The 16,871-nt window shown below is 65.8% G+C and carries 14 protein-coding genes; 3 read left to right on the top strand and 11 right to left on the bottom strand.

What is annotated here, in order from left to right; genetic code table 11:
• Positions 1-354: 354 nt before the first annotated feature.
• Entirely contained in the window at positions 355-987 is a 633-nt protein-coding gene (locus tag AAW00_RS05590) for a response regulator transcription factor (RefSeq protein WP_162199410.1), read from the bottom strand.
• A gap of 291 nt (positions 988-1,278) precedes the next feature.
• Between AAW00_RS05590 and uvrA the strand changes: the two genes are divergently transcribed.
• Positions 1,279-4,206 (top strand): excinuclease ABC subunit UvrA, encoded by a 2,928-nt coding sequence (gene uvrA / locus AAW00_RS05585; protein WP_047003244.1) that lies wholly within the window; start codon positions 1,279-1,281, stop codon positions 4,204-4,206.
• A 93-nt stretch (positions 4,207-4,299) separates the two neighbouring features.
• Complete coding sequence (locus tag AAW00_RS05580) at positions 4,300-4,932, top strand: TIGR02466 family protein (protein ID WP_047003243.1); 633 nt, start codon at positions 4,300-4,302, stop codon at positions 4,930-4,932.
• 21 nt (positions 4,933-4,953) lie between these two features.
• Here AAW00_RS05580 and AAW00_RS05575 read toward each other — a convergent pair whose 3' ends face one another.
• The 6 genes from AAW00_RS05575 to AAW00_RS05550 all read right to left on the bottom strand — a co-directional run bounded on the left by AAW00_RS05575 (position 4,954) and on the right by AAW00_RS05550 (position 12,111).
• On the bottom strand, positions 4,954-5,529 hold the full coding sequence (locus tag AAW00_RS05575; protein WP_047003242.1) for a septal ring lytic transglycosylase RlpA family protein: 576 nt from the start codon (positions 5,527-5,529) through the stop codon (positions 4,954-4,956).
• 829 nt (positions 5,530-6,358) lie between these two features.
• A complete protein-coding gene (locus AAW00_RS05570; RefSeq protein ID WP_047003241.1) occupies positions 6,359-7,573 on the bottom strand; it encodes an argininosuccinate synthase in 1,215 nt (404 codons plus the stop codon).
• 58 nt (positions 7,574-7,631) lie between these two features.
• Positions 7,632-8,168, bottom strand: a complete 537-nt coding sequence (locus AAW00_RS05565) for a hypothetical protein (RefSeq protein WP_082124926.1) — start codon at positions 8,166-8,168, stop codon at positions 7,632-7,634.
• Positions 8,165-9,478 carry an MATE family efflux transporter gene (locus AAW00_RS05560; protein ID WP_052761806.1) on the bottom strand — a complete coding sequence of 438 codons (1,314 nt, stop codon included), beginning with the start codon at positions 9,476-9,478 and terminating at the stop codon, positions 8,165-8,167. Before AAW00_RS05560 ends, AAW00_RS05565 begins: the two co-directional genes overlap by 4 nt.
• 61 nt (positions 9,479-9,539) lie before the next feature.
• Complete coding sequence (locus AAW00_RS05555; protein ID WP_047003239.1) at positions 9,540-10,799, bottom strand: SAM-dependent methyltransferase; 1,260 nt, start codon at positions 10,797-10,799, stop codon at positions 9,540-9,542.
• 13 nt (positions 10,800-10,812) lie between these two features.
• A complete protein-coding gene (locus AAW00_RS05550; RefSeq protein WP_047003238.1) occupies positions 10,813-12,111 on the bottom strand; it encodes an SAM-dependent methyltransferase in 1,299 nt (432 codons plus the stop codon).
• Positions 12,112-12,204: 93 nt separating this feature from the next.
• On the opposite strand from AAW00_RS05550, the gene AAW00_RS05545 reads away from it, so the two are divergent.
• Positions 12,205-12,612: a DUF1801 domain-containing protein gene (locus tag AAW00_RS05545; RefSeq protein ID WP_241461635.1), complete on the top strand. Its 408-nt coding sequence runs from the start codon at positions 12,205-12,207 to the stop codon at positions 12,610-12,612.
• Positions 12,613-12,615: 3 nt separating this feature from the next.
• Here the strand turns inward: AAW00_RS05545 and AAW00_RS05540 are convergent, their stop codons facing one another.
• Genes AAW00_RS05540 through AAW00_RS05525 form a run of 4 tightly spaced genes read right to left on the bottom strand, consistent with a single transcriptional unit; the run spans position 12,616 to position 16,851 of the window.
• The gene (locus AAW00_RS05540) at positions 12,616-13,356 is read right to left on the bottom strand and encodes a molybdopterin-dependent oxidoreductase (RefSeq protein ID WP_047003236.1); all 741 of its coding nucleotides are present in this window, start codon (positions 13,354-13,356) and stop codon (positions 12,616-12,618) included.
• On the bottom strand, positions 13,353-14,030 hold the full coding sequence (locus tag AAW00_RS05535) for a cytochrome b/b6 domain-containing protein (protein ID WP_047003235.1): 678 nt from the start codon (positions 14,028-14,030) through the stop codon (positions 13,353-13,355). Before AAW00_RS05535 ends, AAW00_RS05540 begins: the two co-directional genes overlap by 4 nt.
• Entirely contained in the window at positions 14,027-14,788 is a 762-nt protein-coding gene (locus tag AAW00_RS05530) for an SDR family oxidoreductase (RefSeq protein WP_047003234.1), read from the bottom strand. The genes AAW00_RS05535 and AAW00_RS05530 overlap by 4 nt, the downstream gene beginning before the upstream one ends.
• Complete coding sequence (locus AAW00_RS05525; RefSeq protein ID WP_047003233.1) at positions 14,785-16,851, bottom strand: NAD(+) synthase; 2,067 nt, start codon at positions 16,849-16,851, stop codon at positions 14,785-14,787. The genes AAW00_RS05530 and AAW00_RS05525 overlap by 4 nt, the downstream gene beginning before the upstream one ends.
• Between the last annotated feature and the right edge of the window lie 20 nt (positions 16,852-16,871).

The raw sequence follows: 16,871 nt of genomic DNA, 5'->3' as shown, positions 1-16,871 counted from the left end.
CGCCCGCCCATTGCAGTTGCCTGCATGCAGCCCCCTCCTCGAGCGAGGCGGCGTGGAGAATCTCGAAGCCTACTTCGTCGACGCAGACGAAGGCTGCGCAGGTCGATCCATATGTCGCCTTGACCAGGCAGAGCAGGTTTGCCCAGAAATCGACCTGGCCATCTACAAGGAACGACGTCCGGTTAAATGCCGTACATTCCGGCTCACTGGAATAGTAACGAAGGTCGCTATCATGGCCATACTTCTCCGACCGAACGAATTTCGGTAATGAGAAAAGGGGCTTAATCAGGCGAGTATTTTAATACGGCAAAACTTCGTGATGCGGGATTTTAGTGAGAATTCTACGGCAGATCTTTAAGCAGTTTTTAACCGTGTTATATTTGATGCCGCAGTGCCGGTAGATGCGTAGAGCACGAGCGCACTGGCGAAGTTAGGCACACCCAGTTTCCTGATGATGTTCGACCGGTGCATCTCCACCGTTCGGGTGCTGAGGTCGAGCGCATGGGCTACTTGCTTGCTCGACTGCCCGAGGGCAGAGGCTTTAAGCACGTCAATCTCTCGTTCCGTCAGGCCGGTCATCACGCGGTCCTGCTGCCTCTCCCGGCGCGCGGCCTGCTGCTGCTCCGAAATCGCCATTTCTGCGCGGACGATGGCATCGAGAAGTTCGGCGCGGCGGATGGGCTTTTTAAGAAAGTCGATCGCGCCCTCTCGCATGGCTGCCACCGCATCGCTGATGTCGCAGTCTCCGGCGAGCATGACGACCTTGTGGCTTCGTTCGCAATCGCGATTGACCTGCTTCTGGAGTTCAAGTCCGTCCAAGTCCGGCAGGCAAATGTCGATGACGACGATACCGACGGGCAGCGCGGAACATTGCGAGAGAAACGATGCCGCGTCGGAGAACCATCGTGTCTGGGCGTTTCGGCCTGCTACGATCTGAACAATGCGATCCTTGTCGGTTTCGTCCCCCTCGACGATGTAGATCCACACGTTTGGCTCCATTCTGATCCTGAAATACATAAAATTTGTAATTTAGCTTCAAGAACAAACGTTTGCGCGCACTAAAAGGTTTCCATTACCGTATTTCTACGGTAGGGGCTTAAGTCTTCGCAAAGTGTCTGGCGGCTATGACGTGAGACGACGGCCGGTGCGCCGCTGACTATGTCAGCAGCCTTGACCTGCGCGAACATTTGCGGAACATGGGAGCTTCGCCGGGGTGCGGCAGACTGAAGTCATGCGCCCCTCTGGAATAGCCCCCCGCAAGCCCCCACTTGGACCGACATGGCACTCAGCAACATTACCGTGAAGGGTGCCCGCGAGCACAACCTCAAGGGCATCGACATCACCTTGCCGCGCGATGCGCTGATCGTGATCACTGGTCTGTCGGGCAGCGGCAAGAGCTCGCTCGCCTTCGACACGATCTATGCCGAAGGGCAGCGGCGCTATGTCGAGAGCTTGAGCGCCTATGCGCGCCAGTTCCTCGAGATGATGCAGAAGCCCGATGTCGAGCACATCGATGGCCTCAGCCCGGCCATCAGCATCGAGCAGAAGACGACGAGCCGCAATCCGCGCTCCACCGTGGCGACCGTTACCGAGATCTACGACTACATGCGCCTGCTGTGGGCGCGGGTGGGCGTGCCTTACAGCCCCGCCACCGGCCTGCCGATCGAGGCGCAGACCGTTAGCAACATGGTCGACAGGGTGATGGCCCTGCCCGAAGGCACGCGCGCCTACCTGCTCGCCCCCGTGGTGCGCGGGCGCAAGGGCGAATACCGGCGCGAGCTGGCCGAGTGGCAAAAGGCCGGCTTCACCCGCGTGCGCGTGGACGGCGAGTTCTACGCGATCGAGGAAGCCCCCGCGCTCGACAAGAAATTCAAGCACGACATCGAGGTGGTGGTCGACCGCATCGCCGTGCGCGAAGGCATCGAAACGCGGCTGGCCGACAGTTTCGAGCAGGCGCTGAAGCTGGCCGAAGGGCTGGTCTACCTCGACCTGGCGGACGGCGTTGTGCCGGGTCGCGAGGGCGAAGCCGAGGGCGGCGGCGCGATGAAGGGGGCGGGCCTTCCCGCCAACCGCATCGTGTTCTCCGAGAAGTTCGCCTGCCCCGTCAGCGGCTTCACCATCGAGGAGGTCGAGCCGCGGCTGTTCTCCTTCAACGCCCCGCAAGGTGCCTGCCCGACCTGCGACGGCATCGGGGAAAAGCAGCTGTTCGACCCCCAGCTCGTCGTCCCCAACGAGGACCTGACGCTGAAGAAGGGCGCCGTGGTGCCATGGGCCAAGAGCAACCCGCCGTCGCCCTATTACATGCAGGTTCTCGGCAGTCTGGCGAAGGAGTACGGCTTCAGTCTCGATACCCGCTGGGCCGACCTCAGCGCCGAGCAACAGGACGTCATCCTGCATGGCACCAAGGGCCGCCGCGTGCCGCTGACCTTCAAGGACGGGCGCAAGCAATACACGGTCAACAAGCCGTTCGAGGGCGTGATCGGCAACCTCAACCGCCGCATGGCGCAGACCGAGAGCGCCTGGATGCAGGAGGAGCTGGCCAAGTTCCAGACCGCGCAGCCGTGCGAGACCTGCGGCGGCAAGCGGCTCAACGAAAAGGCCTTGGCGGTAAAGGTGGGGCAGGGCGCTGGCGCGACCGACATTGCCGTGCCCACCAAGATGAGCGTTTCCGCGGCCAAGGACTGGTTCCTCGCCCTGCCGGACCAGCTGACCGACACGCAGAACCAGATCGCCCGCGCCATCCTCAAGGAAATCAACGAGCGGCTGGGCTTCCTCGACAACGTCGGGCTCGATTACCTCAACCTCGACCGTACCAGCGGCACGCTGTCTGGCGGCGAGAGCCAGCGCATCCGCCTCGCCAGCCAGATCGGCAGCGGCCTGTCAGGCGTGCTCTACGTGCTGGACGAGCCGAGCATCGGCCTCCACCAGCGCGACAACGACCGCCTGCTGGAAACCCTCAAGCGCCTGCGCGATCTCGGCAACACGGTGATCGTGGTCGAGCACGACGAGGATGCCATTCGACAGGCCGACCACGTGGTCGATCTCGGCCCCGGCGCGGGCGTGCACGGCGGCGAGGTGGTGGCGCAGGGCACGCTGAAGCAGGTGCTGAAGAGCAAGAAGTCGCTCACCGCCGCCTATCTCAACGGCACGCGCGAGATCGCCGTCCCGGCCAAGCGGCGCAAGGGAAACGGCCACAAGCTGACGGTGCACAATGCCCGAGCGAACAATCTCAAGGGCGTGACCGCCTCGATCCCGCTCGGCACCTTTACCTGCATCACGGGCGTATCGGGCAGCGGCAAGTCCAGCTTCACCATCGACACGCTCTACGCCTCGGCCGCGCGCACGCTGAACGGGGCGCGCGTGGTGGCGGGCGCGCACGACAAGGTGACCGGCCTCGAATACTGCGACAAGGTCATCGAGATCGACCAGTCGCCCATCGGCCGCACCCCGCGCTCCAACCCCGCCACCTACACCGGCGCCTTTACGCAGATCCGCGACTGGTTTGCGGGCCTGCCCGAGAGCCAGGCGCGTGGCTACAAGCCCGGACGCTTCAGCTTCAACGTCAAGGGCGGCCGGTGCGAGGCGTGCCAGGGCGACGGACTCATCAAGATCGAGATGCACTTCCTGCCCGACGTCTACGTCACCTGCGAGGAATGCGGCGGCAAGCGGTACAACCGCGAAACGCTGGAGGTGAAGTTCAAGGGCCTCTCCATCGCCGACGTGCTCGACATGACGATCGAGGACGCCGAGAGCTTCTTCAAGGCCGTACCCCCGATCCGCGACAAGATGCACATGCTGAACGAAGTCGGTCTCGGCTATGTCAAGGTCGGCCAGCAGGCGACGACCCTGTCGGGCGGCGAGGCGCAGCGCGTGAAACTCGCCAAGGAACTGAGCCGCCGCAGCACCGGACAGACGCTCTACATTCTCGACGAGCCGACCACCGGCCTGCATTTCGAGGACGTGCGCAAGCTGCTCGAGGTGCTCCAGCGGCTGGTCGATCAGGGCAACAGCGTGGTGGTGATCGAGCACAACCTCGACGTGATCAAGACGGCGGACTGGATCGTCGACCTCGGCCCCGAGGGCGGCGTGCGCGGCGGGGAAATCGTGGCGGAGGGGACGCCGGAGGACGTGGCACGGAACCCGCGCAGCTTCACCGGCCAGTACATGGCGCCCCTGCTGGATCGACAGGTCGAGGCGGCCGAGTAGGAGGGCGCTTCGCCCCGGGTCAGCGGGGACCTTGCGTCCCGCTCCCCCCAGCCTTTATGGCAGCGCCAGACACCAGCAGGACGGGACCCTCGCATGACCACCGCCAGGAAGGCGCCGGAATACACGGTGAAGCCGCTTTTCGCGGAGCCGTATTTCGTCATGAACCTGAAGCACGCGATCAGCCCCAGGCAGGTCAAGTTCGTGAAGAGCCTGGCGATGAACGAGAACCAGGTGAACCAGATCTCGCAGGAACTCTACCTGTTCGAGAGGCCCGAGATGGCGAGCGTGAAGGCCGCTGTGGCCGAGGCGCTCGCGGTCTACGCGCGCGAGGTGATGGGGATCGCGCACCGGCTCGAGGTGACCCAGAGCTGGTCGCTGATCAATCCACCGGGCGTGGGTATGCACGGGCACACGCACTCGAACTCGCTCATCAGCGGCTCGCTCTATTACGCGCCCATGCCCGATCCGCCGGGCAACATGATCTTTGAGCGGTTTAGTGGCTATCGGCAGATCGAGATGCAGGTGGGGACCGACCGGACGAACATTTACAATGCGCCGCGCAACGCCGTGGTGCCGAAGGAAGGCGACCTGATCCTGTTCTCGAGCGCGCTTCTGCACTACGTCGAACAGAACCTGTCGGACGAAAACCGCTACTCGATCGCCTTCAACACCTGGCCGCGCGGCACGATCGGCAGCCTGCGCGACGTGAGCGAACTGAAAATGTGAGGCGAGGGCGGGCGCGCCGGCTCAGTCGAGCAGCGCCAGCTCCACAGTGCCGTGGCCCGCGCGCACGATGCCGACCTGCTCTGCCGCAGCGCGGCTGAGGTCGATGGTGCGATTGCCTGAGAAGGGGCCGCGATCGTTGATGCGAACGACCACGCTGTCGCCCGTACGCGGGTTCGTCACGCGCACGCGGCTGCCGAAGGGCAGGGTGCGGTGCGCGGCGGTCAGCTCGCGGTTGCTGAAGGTCTCGCCGCTGGCGGTGCGGCGGCCGTTGAAGCGGTCGGCATAATAGGAAGCAACGCCGCTGTCGAGGGTGGTAGCCGCATCCACTGCGGGCTCGACTTCGGTGATGTCCACGGCGTGCCCGGGCAGTAGCGGCTCCACCGGCGCGTCGAATGCGGCAAAGGCTTCCTCGAAGGCGGCTTCCTCGCTGGGCACGAAGACGGGGGTTGCGGCAGCAGCGGCAGCGATAGAGGCGGCGGGCGCGGGCGCGCGCTCGTCCTCGGCATGACCGGTGCCGGTGGCCGCGATCAGGGCGAGCCCTGCGAGGGCTGCAGCAAGGCGAGGCGCCGTGCGGCGGAGAATAGCTTTTCCGTCCATGGGCGGGGCCAATAGCCAGCGAACCTTACCAGTTCCAAACCTGCCACTCGGCTCGTCGCTGGCTGGGCTCGCTTGGGCGCGACAATGGGGCGATAATGCGGCGAGCTGCGGGAATATGAACGGTTGTTCAGGCGCGACAGGCGCAGTTTGCTCCGCGACTCGCCCTAACAACAACGGCAAACAGGCGGTCGAACAGCGCGCAGACAGAGAAATGGGGCCGGTATCGCTACCGACCCCACTCTCACCGGCGGTGGGCCTCCGAAGAGACGCTTATCGCCTGGCGTGTCACCGATCGTTCCGTTGCCCGAAGGCCCGGTTGCGTCCGGTTATGTCGCCCGGCGCTCGCGCCGGTGCCGGAGCAGGTCTTCCGACCAGCGAGTGCCCGAAGGCCCTCAGCTCTGTCATCTGTCCTGTCCGAGACCGGTTTGGCCACCTGGTGCCTCAAGCGTCCCCTTCGACACCGAAATGTCTCCAGTTCCTCGGCACCGGATGCTTCATCCGGCCTGTCCGATGGCGAAAACTCTTGGTTTCAACGGTCCGCTTGGTCTGCGCTCTCCGAAGAGATGGCTTGTCCGCGCTTTCCTCCACCATGACCTTTACGTCATCGCGTCTCGGACTTTCAGCGTCCTCCCTGTATCCGGATCGGCAGGCGATCCTTCGTGGCGGGGACGTTTCCGTCTTCGATGATTGGAGAATGCGCCTGACCACCGAGTCGGGCAAGGGCGCGAGCGTCGACTTATCCACTTTTGGCCGGAATGCCAGTGGACAAGCATGGATAAGTCAACGGCTCGGCGTTTCAGCCGAAACTATCCCCGGATTTTGCGAAAACTCAGAGGTCTCGCTTGCCGAGAAGGCGCAGACGCAGCGCGTTGAGCTTGATGAAGCCCGCGGCATCCGCCTGGTCGTAGGCACCCGCATCGTCCTCGAAAGTGACGTGGGCCTCGGAATAGAGCGAGTTCGGCGACTTGCGCCCCACCACCATCGCATTGCCCTTGTAAAGCTTGAGCCGCACCGTGCCCGACACGCGCTCCTGCGAGAGGTCGATTGCCGCCTGCAGCATCTCGCGTTCCGGGCTGAACCAGAAGCCGTTGTAGATGAGCTCCGCGTATTTCGGCATGAGCTCGTCCTTGAGGTGCGCGGCGCCGCGATCCAGCGTGATCTGCTCGATGCCGCGGTGAGCGCGGGCGTAGATCTCGCCGCCCGGCGTCTCGTACATGCCGCGGCTCTTCATACCGACGAAGCGGTTCTCGACGAGATCGAGGCGGCCGATGCCGTGCCTGCGGCCGAGCTCGTTCAGCGCGGCGAGCAATGTCGCCGGGCTCATCGCCTCGCCGTTCAGCGCCGTGCCGTCGCCCTTCTCGAAGTCGATCGTGATATATTCGGGGGTATCGGGTGCGTTCTCGGGGTGGTCGGTGCGTGAGTAAACGTAGTCGGGCGTCTCTTCCCACGGATCCTCCAGCACCTTGCCTTCGGACGAGGTGTGCAGGAGGTTCGCGTCGGTCGAGAACGGGCTTTCGCCGCGCTTGTCCTTGGGCACCTGGATCTGGTGCTTTTCCGCCCAGTCGATCAGTGCCGTGCGGCTGGTGAGATCCCACTCGCGCCAGGGGGCGATCACCTTGATGTCCGGGTCGAGCGCGTAGGCCGACAGCTCGAAGCGCACCTGGTCGTTGCCTTTGCCGGTAGCGCCGTGTGCGACGGCGTCGGCGCCGGTCGCATGGGCGATCTCGACGAGGCGCTTGGAGATGAGCGGGCGGGCGATGGAGGTGCCGAGCAGGTAGTCGCCCTCGTACCGGGCATTGGCGCGCATCATCGGGAAGACGAAGTCGCGCACGAATTCCTCGCGCAGGTCCTCGATGAAGATGTGCTCGTCCGGAATGCCCATGGCGCGGGCCTTGGCGCGGGCGGGCTCGATTTCTTCGCCCTGGCCGAGATCGGCGGTGAAGGTGACCACCTCCAGCCCGCGCTCGGTCTGCAGCCACTTGGCGATGACGCTGGTGTCGAGGCCGCCCGAATAGGCGAGGACGACTTTCTTGATATCGGACATGCGCGCTTCCTTGGAGACTTCAGCGCGCGCGATTAGCAGCGCCGGCGGCGCGCCGCAATCAAGGTATCTCGCGCGCGCCGAGCTGCGGATTGCGCCGGGTGATGTAGTTGAGCCAGGCCTTCGGGCGGCGGATATACTCGCTCGGCACGTCGGCGCGCAGGCCGGCGAGCTGCGCCATGCGGGCCACGAAGTGGATGCAGTTGCGCTCGTCGAGGTCGTAATAGCGGCCCGGATAGTCGCGCCAGGCGATGACCTCGGCGCGCATCCGGCGGTAGGTCTGGTCGCTGATGGTGACCGAGAAATGGCGGTTGGTCTGGGCGATAGTGGCGGGCGTCTCGGACAGGATCATGTGCTGGGCGGGGCCCTGCGTGATCGCCTCGGCGCTGTTGCGCGCTGAAAAGCCGTAGTTCTCGTTTACCCGCGTCCCGTTCGCCAGCGTGCCTTCGAAGATGACGAAAGTGTGCGGATAACGGCCCCAAAGGACCGAGCCGTTGAACGACTGGAAATGCACCTGCACCTCGGCGAGGGCGGGGGTGGCCACGCCCAGGCCGGCGAGCACCAGCAGCAGGGCGGCAAGAAGCTTGCGAAGGATCATGGCGAGGTTTGCGTCCCTTGATGTTGCCGCTGGCCCAGATCGCGCAGCAGCCCGGGCAGATAGAGCGCAAGGCCGCCCGCGCGCAACAGGTAGCTTGCGAGAAGCGCCAGCCACACGCCGGTATTGCCGTGCGGACGCAGCGCCAAGTCGAGGGCGATGTAGAGCAGCGTGGCGATGAACGCGGCATTGCGCAGCGCCGGCCCGCGTGTCGCGCCGATGAACACGCCGTCGAGCATCCAGCTCGGCATCCCGATCAGCGGCACCAGCGCGGCAAAGGGGAGAAAGGCGCGGGCGGCGGCCCGCACCCCGGCATCGGTGGTGAGCAGGTCGATGACCGGGCCGCCCGCCAGCAGGAAGAGGGCCGAAAAGGCGAGACCGCTCGCCAGCGCAAACTCGCCCGTCAACCGCACCGCGCGCCCGAAGCCCTCCCGGTCGCGCGCGCCCACCGCCGCGCCCACGCGCTGCTCGGCGGTAAAGGCGAAGGCGTCGAGGATGAAGGCGGCGACGTTGACGAATTGCATTAGCACGTGGTTCGCCGCCAGCGCCTCGGCCCCCTGCCGCGCCCCGGCATTGGCGAACCAGGCGAACAGCGCGAGCAGGGCGATCGTGCGGATCATGATGTCGCGGTTGACGGCGAAGAGGCGGACGAGGCGTTCGCGGTCGAGCAGCAGGGCGCGCGGGGTGCGGCGGGCAAGGGCGAGGATGTTCGCTCCCGTCACGTGCCCGACAAGAACCAGCCCCACGGCGAGCGCGAACCACTCGGCCAGCGCCGTACCGAGGCCCACGCCGTATGCGCCCATGTCCAGCCCCCAGACGAACCACAGGTCGAGCGCGACATTGGCCGCGTTCATAGTCACTTGCAGTGCCAGCGCCGCGCGCGTGCGGCCGAGGCCGAGCAACCAGCCGTTGAGCGCGAAGACGGCAAGGGCGGAGGGAGCGCCGTAGAAGCGGGCCTCGACGTAGGCGCCCGCATCCGCCGTCACCGATTCGCCGCCCGCCATCACGGCAAAGGCGAGGCGGGCGATCGGCGCGCTCAGCAGCAGGATCAGTGCGCCGAGCCCCAGCCCGATGCCCAGCGCGCGCAGCAGCAGCGCCTCGACCTCGGCGCGCTCGCCGGTGCCGTCGGACTCGCCCAGAGCTTGGGCGGTGAGGCCGGTCATGCCCATCCGCAGGAAGCCGAAGCTCCAGAACACGAGGCCGATGATCGTCGCCCCCAGCGCCACCCCCGCCAGCGCCGCGGCATCGCCGGTGCGCCCGATCACCGCGGTATCGACCACGCCGACCAGCGGCACGGAAGCCTGCCCGAGCATGATCGGCCAGGCCTGCGCGAAAACGGCTTTCCGCGCCAGGGGGCGGCTCAGTGGCGGCGCGTCAGCCTTCACCGGCGAGAAGTGCGGCTTCGGCTTGCTCCATGTACCCGCGCGTCAGCGGCAGGGCGCGACGTTCGCGGGCGAACTGGATCTGGTAGTTGCACATGCCGCCATGCTCGAAGACCGTGGCCGCGCCCGCGAGGTAGAAGGTCCACATTCGGAAGAACCGCTCGTCGTGCAGCGCAACGATGGCATCGCGGTTGGCGAGGCAGTTGGCGTACCAGGCGCGGATGGTTTTCGCGTAGTGCAGCCGCAGCATCTCCACGTCGGTCGCCATCAGGCGCACCTTTTCGCTCGCCGCGACGGTTTCGCTGAGCGCGGGGATGTAACCGCCGGGGAAGACGTATTTTTCGGTAAAGGCGTCGGTCCTGCCGGGGCTGCCAAGCCTGCCGATGGTGTGGACCAGCATCGCGCCTTCGGGCTTCAGCAGTCGCGCGCAGCAGCGGAAGAAGGTCTCGAACTGCGGGCGGCCTACGTGTTCGAACATGCCGACCGAGACGATGCGGTCGAACTGCTCACCGCGCTCGGCGAGGTCGCGATAGTCGACCAGCTCGAAGCGCACCTTGTCGGCGACTCCCGCTGACTCGGCGCGCTGGCGGGCGAGGGCCAGCTGTTCCTCTGACAGGGTGATGCCCGTCACCCGCACGCCGGCGCGCCGGGCAAGGAAGATCGCCATGCCGCCCCAGCCGCAACCGATGTCGAGCACATGACAGCCGGGCTCCAGCCGCAGCTTGGCGGCGATGTGGGCCAGCTTGGCCTCCTGCGCCTCGGCCAGCGTCATGTCGTCGCGCGCGAAATAGGCGCACGAATACTGCATGTGCTCCGCATCCAGCATCAGTTCGTAGAGCGGATTGCCGATGTCGTAGTGGTGGGCGACGTTGCGGCGCGAGGAACCGGGGCGGTTGACCGCGGCTAGCGCCGTCTTGACCCGCCCGCGCAGCCGCCGCGCGAGGCTGGGCGTGCCGAGCCGGGCCTTGTCCTCCCAGCGGTTGTTCATCCGCACGAGGCTGACGAGCGCCATGACGTCGCCTTGCTCAATTACGATACGCCCGTCGATGTAGGCTTCGCCAACGCCCAGGCGCGGGTCGAGCAGCACGTCGCGCGCGACCTTGTCGTCGGCAAAGCGAATGGCGACGTCGGGGAAGCCGGGCTCCGGCGCGCCGAAGGTGCGGGCCGTGCCGTCGGCATGGGTCAGACGCAGGGTGCCGCGCCGGATCATGCGCGCCAGCAGCTTGTCGATCAGCTTGTCGGAGGCCGCCATCGCCGGGCTCGCCCTATTCCGCCGCCTGCTTCAGCGCGGGGTCGAGGTGCCAGCGCGGCGGCTCCTCCAGCCCGCGCAGGCGCTCGCTTTCCTCGTACATGAAATCGCGCGTCATCGGGATGGCAGCGCGATCCTTCACGTAGACGAGCTGGTGGTTGACCAGCGTGCCGTTGCGGAAGCTCTGCTCGGCCCCGGCAAGATAGAACAGCCACATGCGGTAGAACTGTTCGTCGTACATCTCGACGATCTCGTCCTTGTGCATGACGGTGCGGTTGTACCATTCCTCCAGCGTGAGGCTGTAGTGGAAGCGCATGGCCTCGTAATCCATCAGCTGCCAGCCGTACCGCTCGCTGACCGAGACGAGCTCGCTCACCGCCGGAATGTAGCCGCCCGGGAAGATGTACTTGCGCGTAAAGGCGTCGGTGAAGCCCGGAGGGCCGGTGCGGCCACACAGGTGGCTGACCATCACGCCGTCGGTCTTGAGAAGGCGCGCGGTGTGCTCGAAGAAGTGCGGGTAATGCGGCACGCCGACATGCTCGAGCAGGCCGACCGAGCTGATGCGGTCGAACTGACCGGTCACGTCGCGGTAGTCCATCAGCGCGAATTTTACCTTGTCGGAGACGCCCGCTTCCTCGGCGCGTTCTTTGCAGAAGGCGATCTGGTCGGGCGCCAGCGCCACGCCCAGCACCTCGCAGCCGTAGGTGCGGTGGAGGTAGAGCGCGAAGCCGCCCCAGCCGCAGCCGATGTCGAGCACGCGCATCTTCGGCCCGTTCTTGGGCGTGATGTAGAGCTTGGCGGCAATGTGCGCCTTCTTGTCGAGCTGGGCCTTTTCCAGGCTGTTCGACGGGTCGCGGTAATAGGCCATGGTGTACTGCCGGTCCTCGTCGAGGAACAGCTCGTAAAGGCGGCGGGTGAGGTTGTATGTGTGCTCTGCGTTCTTGCGCGCCTTGCCGCGCGGGTTGAGGCTGTCCGCCTTGGCGACGGCCTTTTGCGCCAGTCGCTTCACCGTGCCCTGCGGCTGGATCGCCTTGTCGCCCAGCGCCTTCGACTGCGCGGTGAAAAACAGCACGAGATCGCGCAGGTCGTGCGGCTCGTCGATCTCCATCCAGCCCCACATGAAGGCCTCCGCCGCGCCGAGTTGCGGGTAGCGGGCGATGTGGCCGGAGGCCTTGGGGTGGGTCAGTCGCACGTTGATCGGCGCTGCGTCGCCGGCATCGGAGGTGCCGTAGTTGTAGACCTTGCCATCGTGATCGGTGATGACGAGGCGACCGGCGCGGATGACCTTTTGCAGCAGTTTGTCGAGCAGCCACATGGCCTTCTGTCTCCCGGAATTCGATTGGTTTCGCTTGAAAACCGTTTGTGCCGGGATTTGCGGCAAGTCAATTCTCGGGCTAGCCAGATGGCCATGACCTTCGAAGACCATGTCTCGGCCGTCGACCATGCGGGCAAGCGCGACGAGGCACGCGCGCTCGATGCGCTGTTCCGGAAGGTGAGCGGACAGGTGCCCGCGATGTGGGGCAAGATCGCGGGCTATGGCACCTACCACTACCGCTACGACAGCGGGCGCGAGGGCGATTCCTTTCGCGCCGGCTTCGCCACGACCAAGGCCAAGCACTCGCTGCACCTGATGGGGCTTTACTGCGACGCCGAGGCGGGCGAGGCGAGCAAGGCGCTGCTGGCTAAGCTGGGCAAGCACTCCACGGGCGCGAGCTGCGTCTATATCAACAAGCTGGCCGACGTAGACATGGGAGTTCTCGAGGAGCTGGTGCAGCTTAATTGGAACGCGATGAACCGGGCCTATCCGCCCGCCTGAGCGTCAGATCCCGGCATACCACTGGTAGCCGCGATCCTCCCAGTAGCCGCCGTTGCCGCCGTACAGGCCGTCCAGCGTGGCGACGGCCTCGATGCGGGTGAGATACTTGGCGTGCTTGTAGCCCAGCTGCCGCTCGATCCGCATCCTCAGCGGCGCGCCGTTGCGTTCCGGCAGCGGCTCGCCGTTCAGAAGGTGCGCGACGATGGTCTGCGGATGGAAGGCATCGTCCATGTCGCAGCTCTCGTAATAGGGCGCGCCGCCGAGCGTGTCGGCGCAGTGGAAGACGATGTAGCGCGCTTCGTCGGTGGGCCGCGCCATTTCCAGCAGGGCGGAGAGCTGCGGGCCGGTCCACTCGCCAATGGCGCTCCAGCCCTCGACGCAGTCGTGCCGGGTGATCTGGGTGCGCTGGGGCAGGGCGCGGATATCGTCCATCGACAGCGAGAGCGGCTGGGCCACCAGTCCGTCCACCGCCAGCCGCCAGTCGGCGAAGCCTCCGGCGGCGGAGGCGCGATAGGCCTCGCCGGCAACCTCGGTCGTGCCGTTCCCGCGGAAGAACGGGCTGATCTGGCTGCGTGCGAATTCCGGCGCCATGGTGATGCGGCCGAAGCCGAGCGCGCGGTGCAGCCCGCGGTTCCAGCTTTCCGCCGTGTCGACCACAGCGCCGAAAGCATCGGTCTTGCCGATCTTGGAACAGCCGGCGAGGAAGGCCGCCGCGCCGGCGACGATGAAATTGCGCCGCTTCATTCCGCTCGCCCCCCGGTGATCATGGCGCGAAGTTGGCCGACAGGCCCGCTCAGCAGCACCAGCGCGATATGCAGCAGGAAGAAGCCGAACAGCGCCCAGGCGGCGAGGAAGTGGATCGAACGTGCGCTTTGCCGTCCGCCGAACAGGTCGGTGAGGAAGGGCAGCGCCGCCTCGCCACCGGGGCTCATCACGATCCCGGTGCAAATCATCAGTGGCAGCAGCACAAGGATGACCCCTGCGTAGGTAATCTTCTGCAGGATGTTGTACTTGCCGCTGCCGTGATCGAAATTGAGCTTCAGGTGCTCGCGAATGTCGACGGCGATGTTCGAGGGCCGCCACTCGCGCGCGCGGGCGAAGATGTCGCGCTGCATGTGCCGGTTGAGAAAAGCCGCGATCATGAAGGCGAGCAGCGAAAAGGCGAAGACGATGGCGAAAACCGTGTGCCAGTCGCGCGCGCCCGCCAGGCTGTAGTAGTCGGGGATGGTCGCCCATCCGGGGAAGCGGGGGACGGCGAGCCACTCGTCGCCGGGCGCGAAGCCCTCGTGCCCCCAGTAGAGGCGCGGGTGGGCGTTGGAGATGTTGAGTCCGCTCATGAACAGGATGCCGAGGCTGAGCGCGTTGACCCAGTGCCACAGCCGGGTGCTGAGCGCGTGACGTTTCTCGGGCTTGCTCACGATGCGCGGTCCATGCGCTCGAGGTAGATCACATCGCGCGGCTGGTCGAGCAGGTGCTGGCCGGAATCCACGAATAGCGTCTGGCCGGAGGCAAGCGGTCCCTCGGCGAGGAACAACATGGCGTCGGCGATCTCGTCCGCTCCGGTGCGGCGATGGAGCAGGTTCATGCGATGCGAACGCTCGGCCTCTTCCTCGCTCTGGTCGTGGCTGGCGAGGATGGCGCCGGGCGCTAGGCAGTAGACGCGGTCTTCCCCATCGGCGTGCATCGCCAGCATCCGCGCGGCGACATCGGCGGCGGCCTTGCTCATGGTATAGCTGAAGAAATCGGGATTGAGGTTGGCGAGCTTCTGGTCCGTCACCTGGATCACCCGCCGCCCGGCCGCGCTGTTCGCATGGGCGAAATAGGTCTGCGCCATCAGTGCGGGCACGGCGGCGTTGACCAGCGCGGCGCGGGCATTGGTTTCCGGGTCGAGATCGGTGACTGTGTCCGGATCGAACAGCGCGGCGGAATTGACCAGGCAGCGCCAGTCGGCCAGCCGTCCGGCCAGATCTTGGATCATGTGCGCCGCAGCCTGGGTGTCGGCGAGATTGCAGGAGACCACCTCGGCGCTCGGCAATTCGGAGGCGAGTTCCTCCGCCTCCTCGCGCGATCGGTGACAATGGATCGCCACGTGCCAGCCCGCCGCGGCGAAGTGCCGCACGGCGACCGCTCCGAGGCGCTTTGCACCACCGGTGACTAGAACCGCAGGCCGGGTCATGCGTCTCCCGTCGGCACCTTTTCCCGCAGGTCCGCCAGCCACACGTCGGCCACGGCGTCGCTGGGCGCGCGCCAGTCTCCGCGAGGTGAAAGCGCACCGCCGCTGCTGACCTTCGGGCCATTCGGAAGCGCGCTGCGCTTGAACTGGCTGAATTGGAAGAAGCGCTTGACGAAGTTTTCCAGCCATTTGGAGATGGTGCCAAGATCGTACGCATTCTTGCCGCCGTCCGGAAAGCCATGCGGCCACAGACCGGCATCGCGGTCCTTCCAGGCGTGCCAGGCGAGGAAGGCGACATGGCTGGGCGAATGGCCCCAGCGCAGCACGTGGTGTAGGAAAAAGTCGTTGAGTTCGTAGGGGCCGATCACGCTCTCGGTCGACTGGATCGTGCCGTCGGCCGCGGCGGGGACGAGCTCGGGGCTGATCTCTGTGCCGAGCACGTCCTCCAGCGCCGCGTCCACCTCGGCATCGAACTGGTCGGTGCGGGTGGCCCAGCGGATCAGGTACTGGATCAGCGTCTTGGGCACGCCGGAGTTGACCGCGTAGTGGCTCATCTGGTCGCCCACGCCGTAGGTACACCAGCCGAGCGCCAACTCGGAAAGGTCGCCGGTGCCGATGACGAAGCCCGAATGATGGTTGGCGAGACGGAACAGGTAATCGGTGCGTAGGCCCGCCTGCACGTTCTCGAAGGTGACGTCGTGGACCGGCTCGCCCTCGGCGAACGGGTGGCCCATGTCGCCCAGCATCTGCCGCGCGGCGGGGCGGATGTCGATTTCCTCCGCCGTGGTGCCGAAGGCCTCCATCAGCTTCCAGGCGTTGGCCTTGGTGCGATCCGACGTGGCGAAGCCGGGCATGGTATAGGCGCGGATGGTGCTGCGCGGCAGGCCCAGCGTATCGCAGGCCTTGGCCGCCACGATCAGCGCATGGGTGGAATCGAGCCCGCCCGATATGCCGATGACGAGGCTCTTTGTGTTCGTCGCCCGGATGCGGCGCATCAGTCCGTCGACCTGGATGTTGAATGCCTCGTAGCAGTCCTCGTCCAGCTTGTCCGCGCGGTTGGGGACGAAGGGGAAACGGCGCACGGGGCGCTGCAGGCCCTTGTCGCCGGGCGTGTGGGCGTGATCGAAGCCGATGGTGCGGAAGCTGTCCTCGGGCCGACCGACATCCTCGGCGGCGTCGTTGAAGGTCCCCATGCGCATCCGCTCGTTCAGGATACGGCGGGTGTCGACGTCCACCACGCACAGTTCGGGCTCAAGGTCGAAGCGCACGCTTTCAACCAGCAGGTCGCCCAGTTCGTAGATCATGCCCTGGCCGTCCCAGGCGAGGTCGGTCGTGCTCTCGCCAAAACCGCTGGCGGAATAGGCGTAGGCGCAGATGTTGCGGCTGGAACTCGCGCGCGAGAGCAGGTGGCGCTCGTCCGACTTGCCGATGGTAATGTTGCTGGCAGATAGGTTCAGGAGAATCGTCGCACCCGCGAGCGCGGCCATGGTGCCGGGTTGGACGGGGCTCCAGAAATCCTCGCAGATCTCGATGCCGAAGGTGAAACCGGGCAGGTTCTCGGCTGCGAAGATCAGGTCGGTGCCAAAAGGAACTTCGGCTCCGTTGACGTCAAGCCACAGGCCCTGACAGGCATTGCCGCGCGCGAACCAGCGCTTCTCGTAGAACTCGCGGTAGTTGGGCAGGTAGCTCTTGGGTACGGCGCCAAGCAGAGTGCCGTCCGCGATGACGAGCGCGCAGTTGTAGATACGCCCGCCCCGCCGCAGCGGCGCGCCGACGACGAGCACGGGGGTCAGGCCCTCGCTTGCCTCGCGGATGGTCTCTATCCCGGCCTCGACCGCATCGAGCAGCGCGGCCTGCAGGTGCAGGTCGTCGATGGCGTATGAGGAAATGCAGAGCTCGGGATAGAGGAGCAGGTCGACCGCCTGTTCGTGCGCCTTTCGCGCCTCGGCAAGAATGCCCTCGACGTTGTAGGCGACATCGGCGGTGCGCGTGCGCGGCGTGGCGGTGGCGACGCGCACGAAGCCGTGCGTGTGGAGGTCGAAGAAGGGGTGCTCGCTGGCGCTCATGCCGCAAGGCTTAGCGGCGA

It is taken from the genome of Aurantiacibacter luteus (genome assembly GCF_001010945.1).
GTDB lineage: Bacteria > Pseudomonadota > Alphaproteobacteria > Sphingomonadales > Sphingomonadaceae > Alteraurantiacibacter > Alteraurantiacibacter luteus.
The sequence above is the reverse complement of the archived record's forward strand: the minus strand, read 5'-3'. Positions and strand labels throughout refer to the sequence as shown.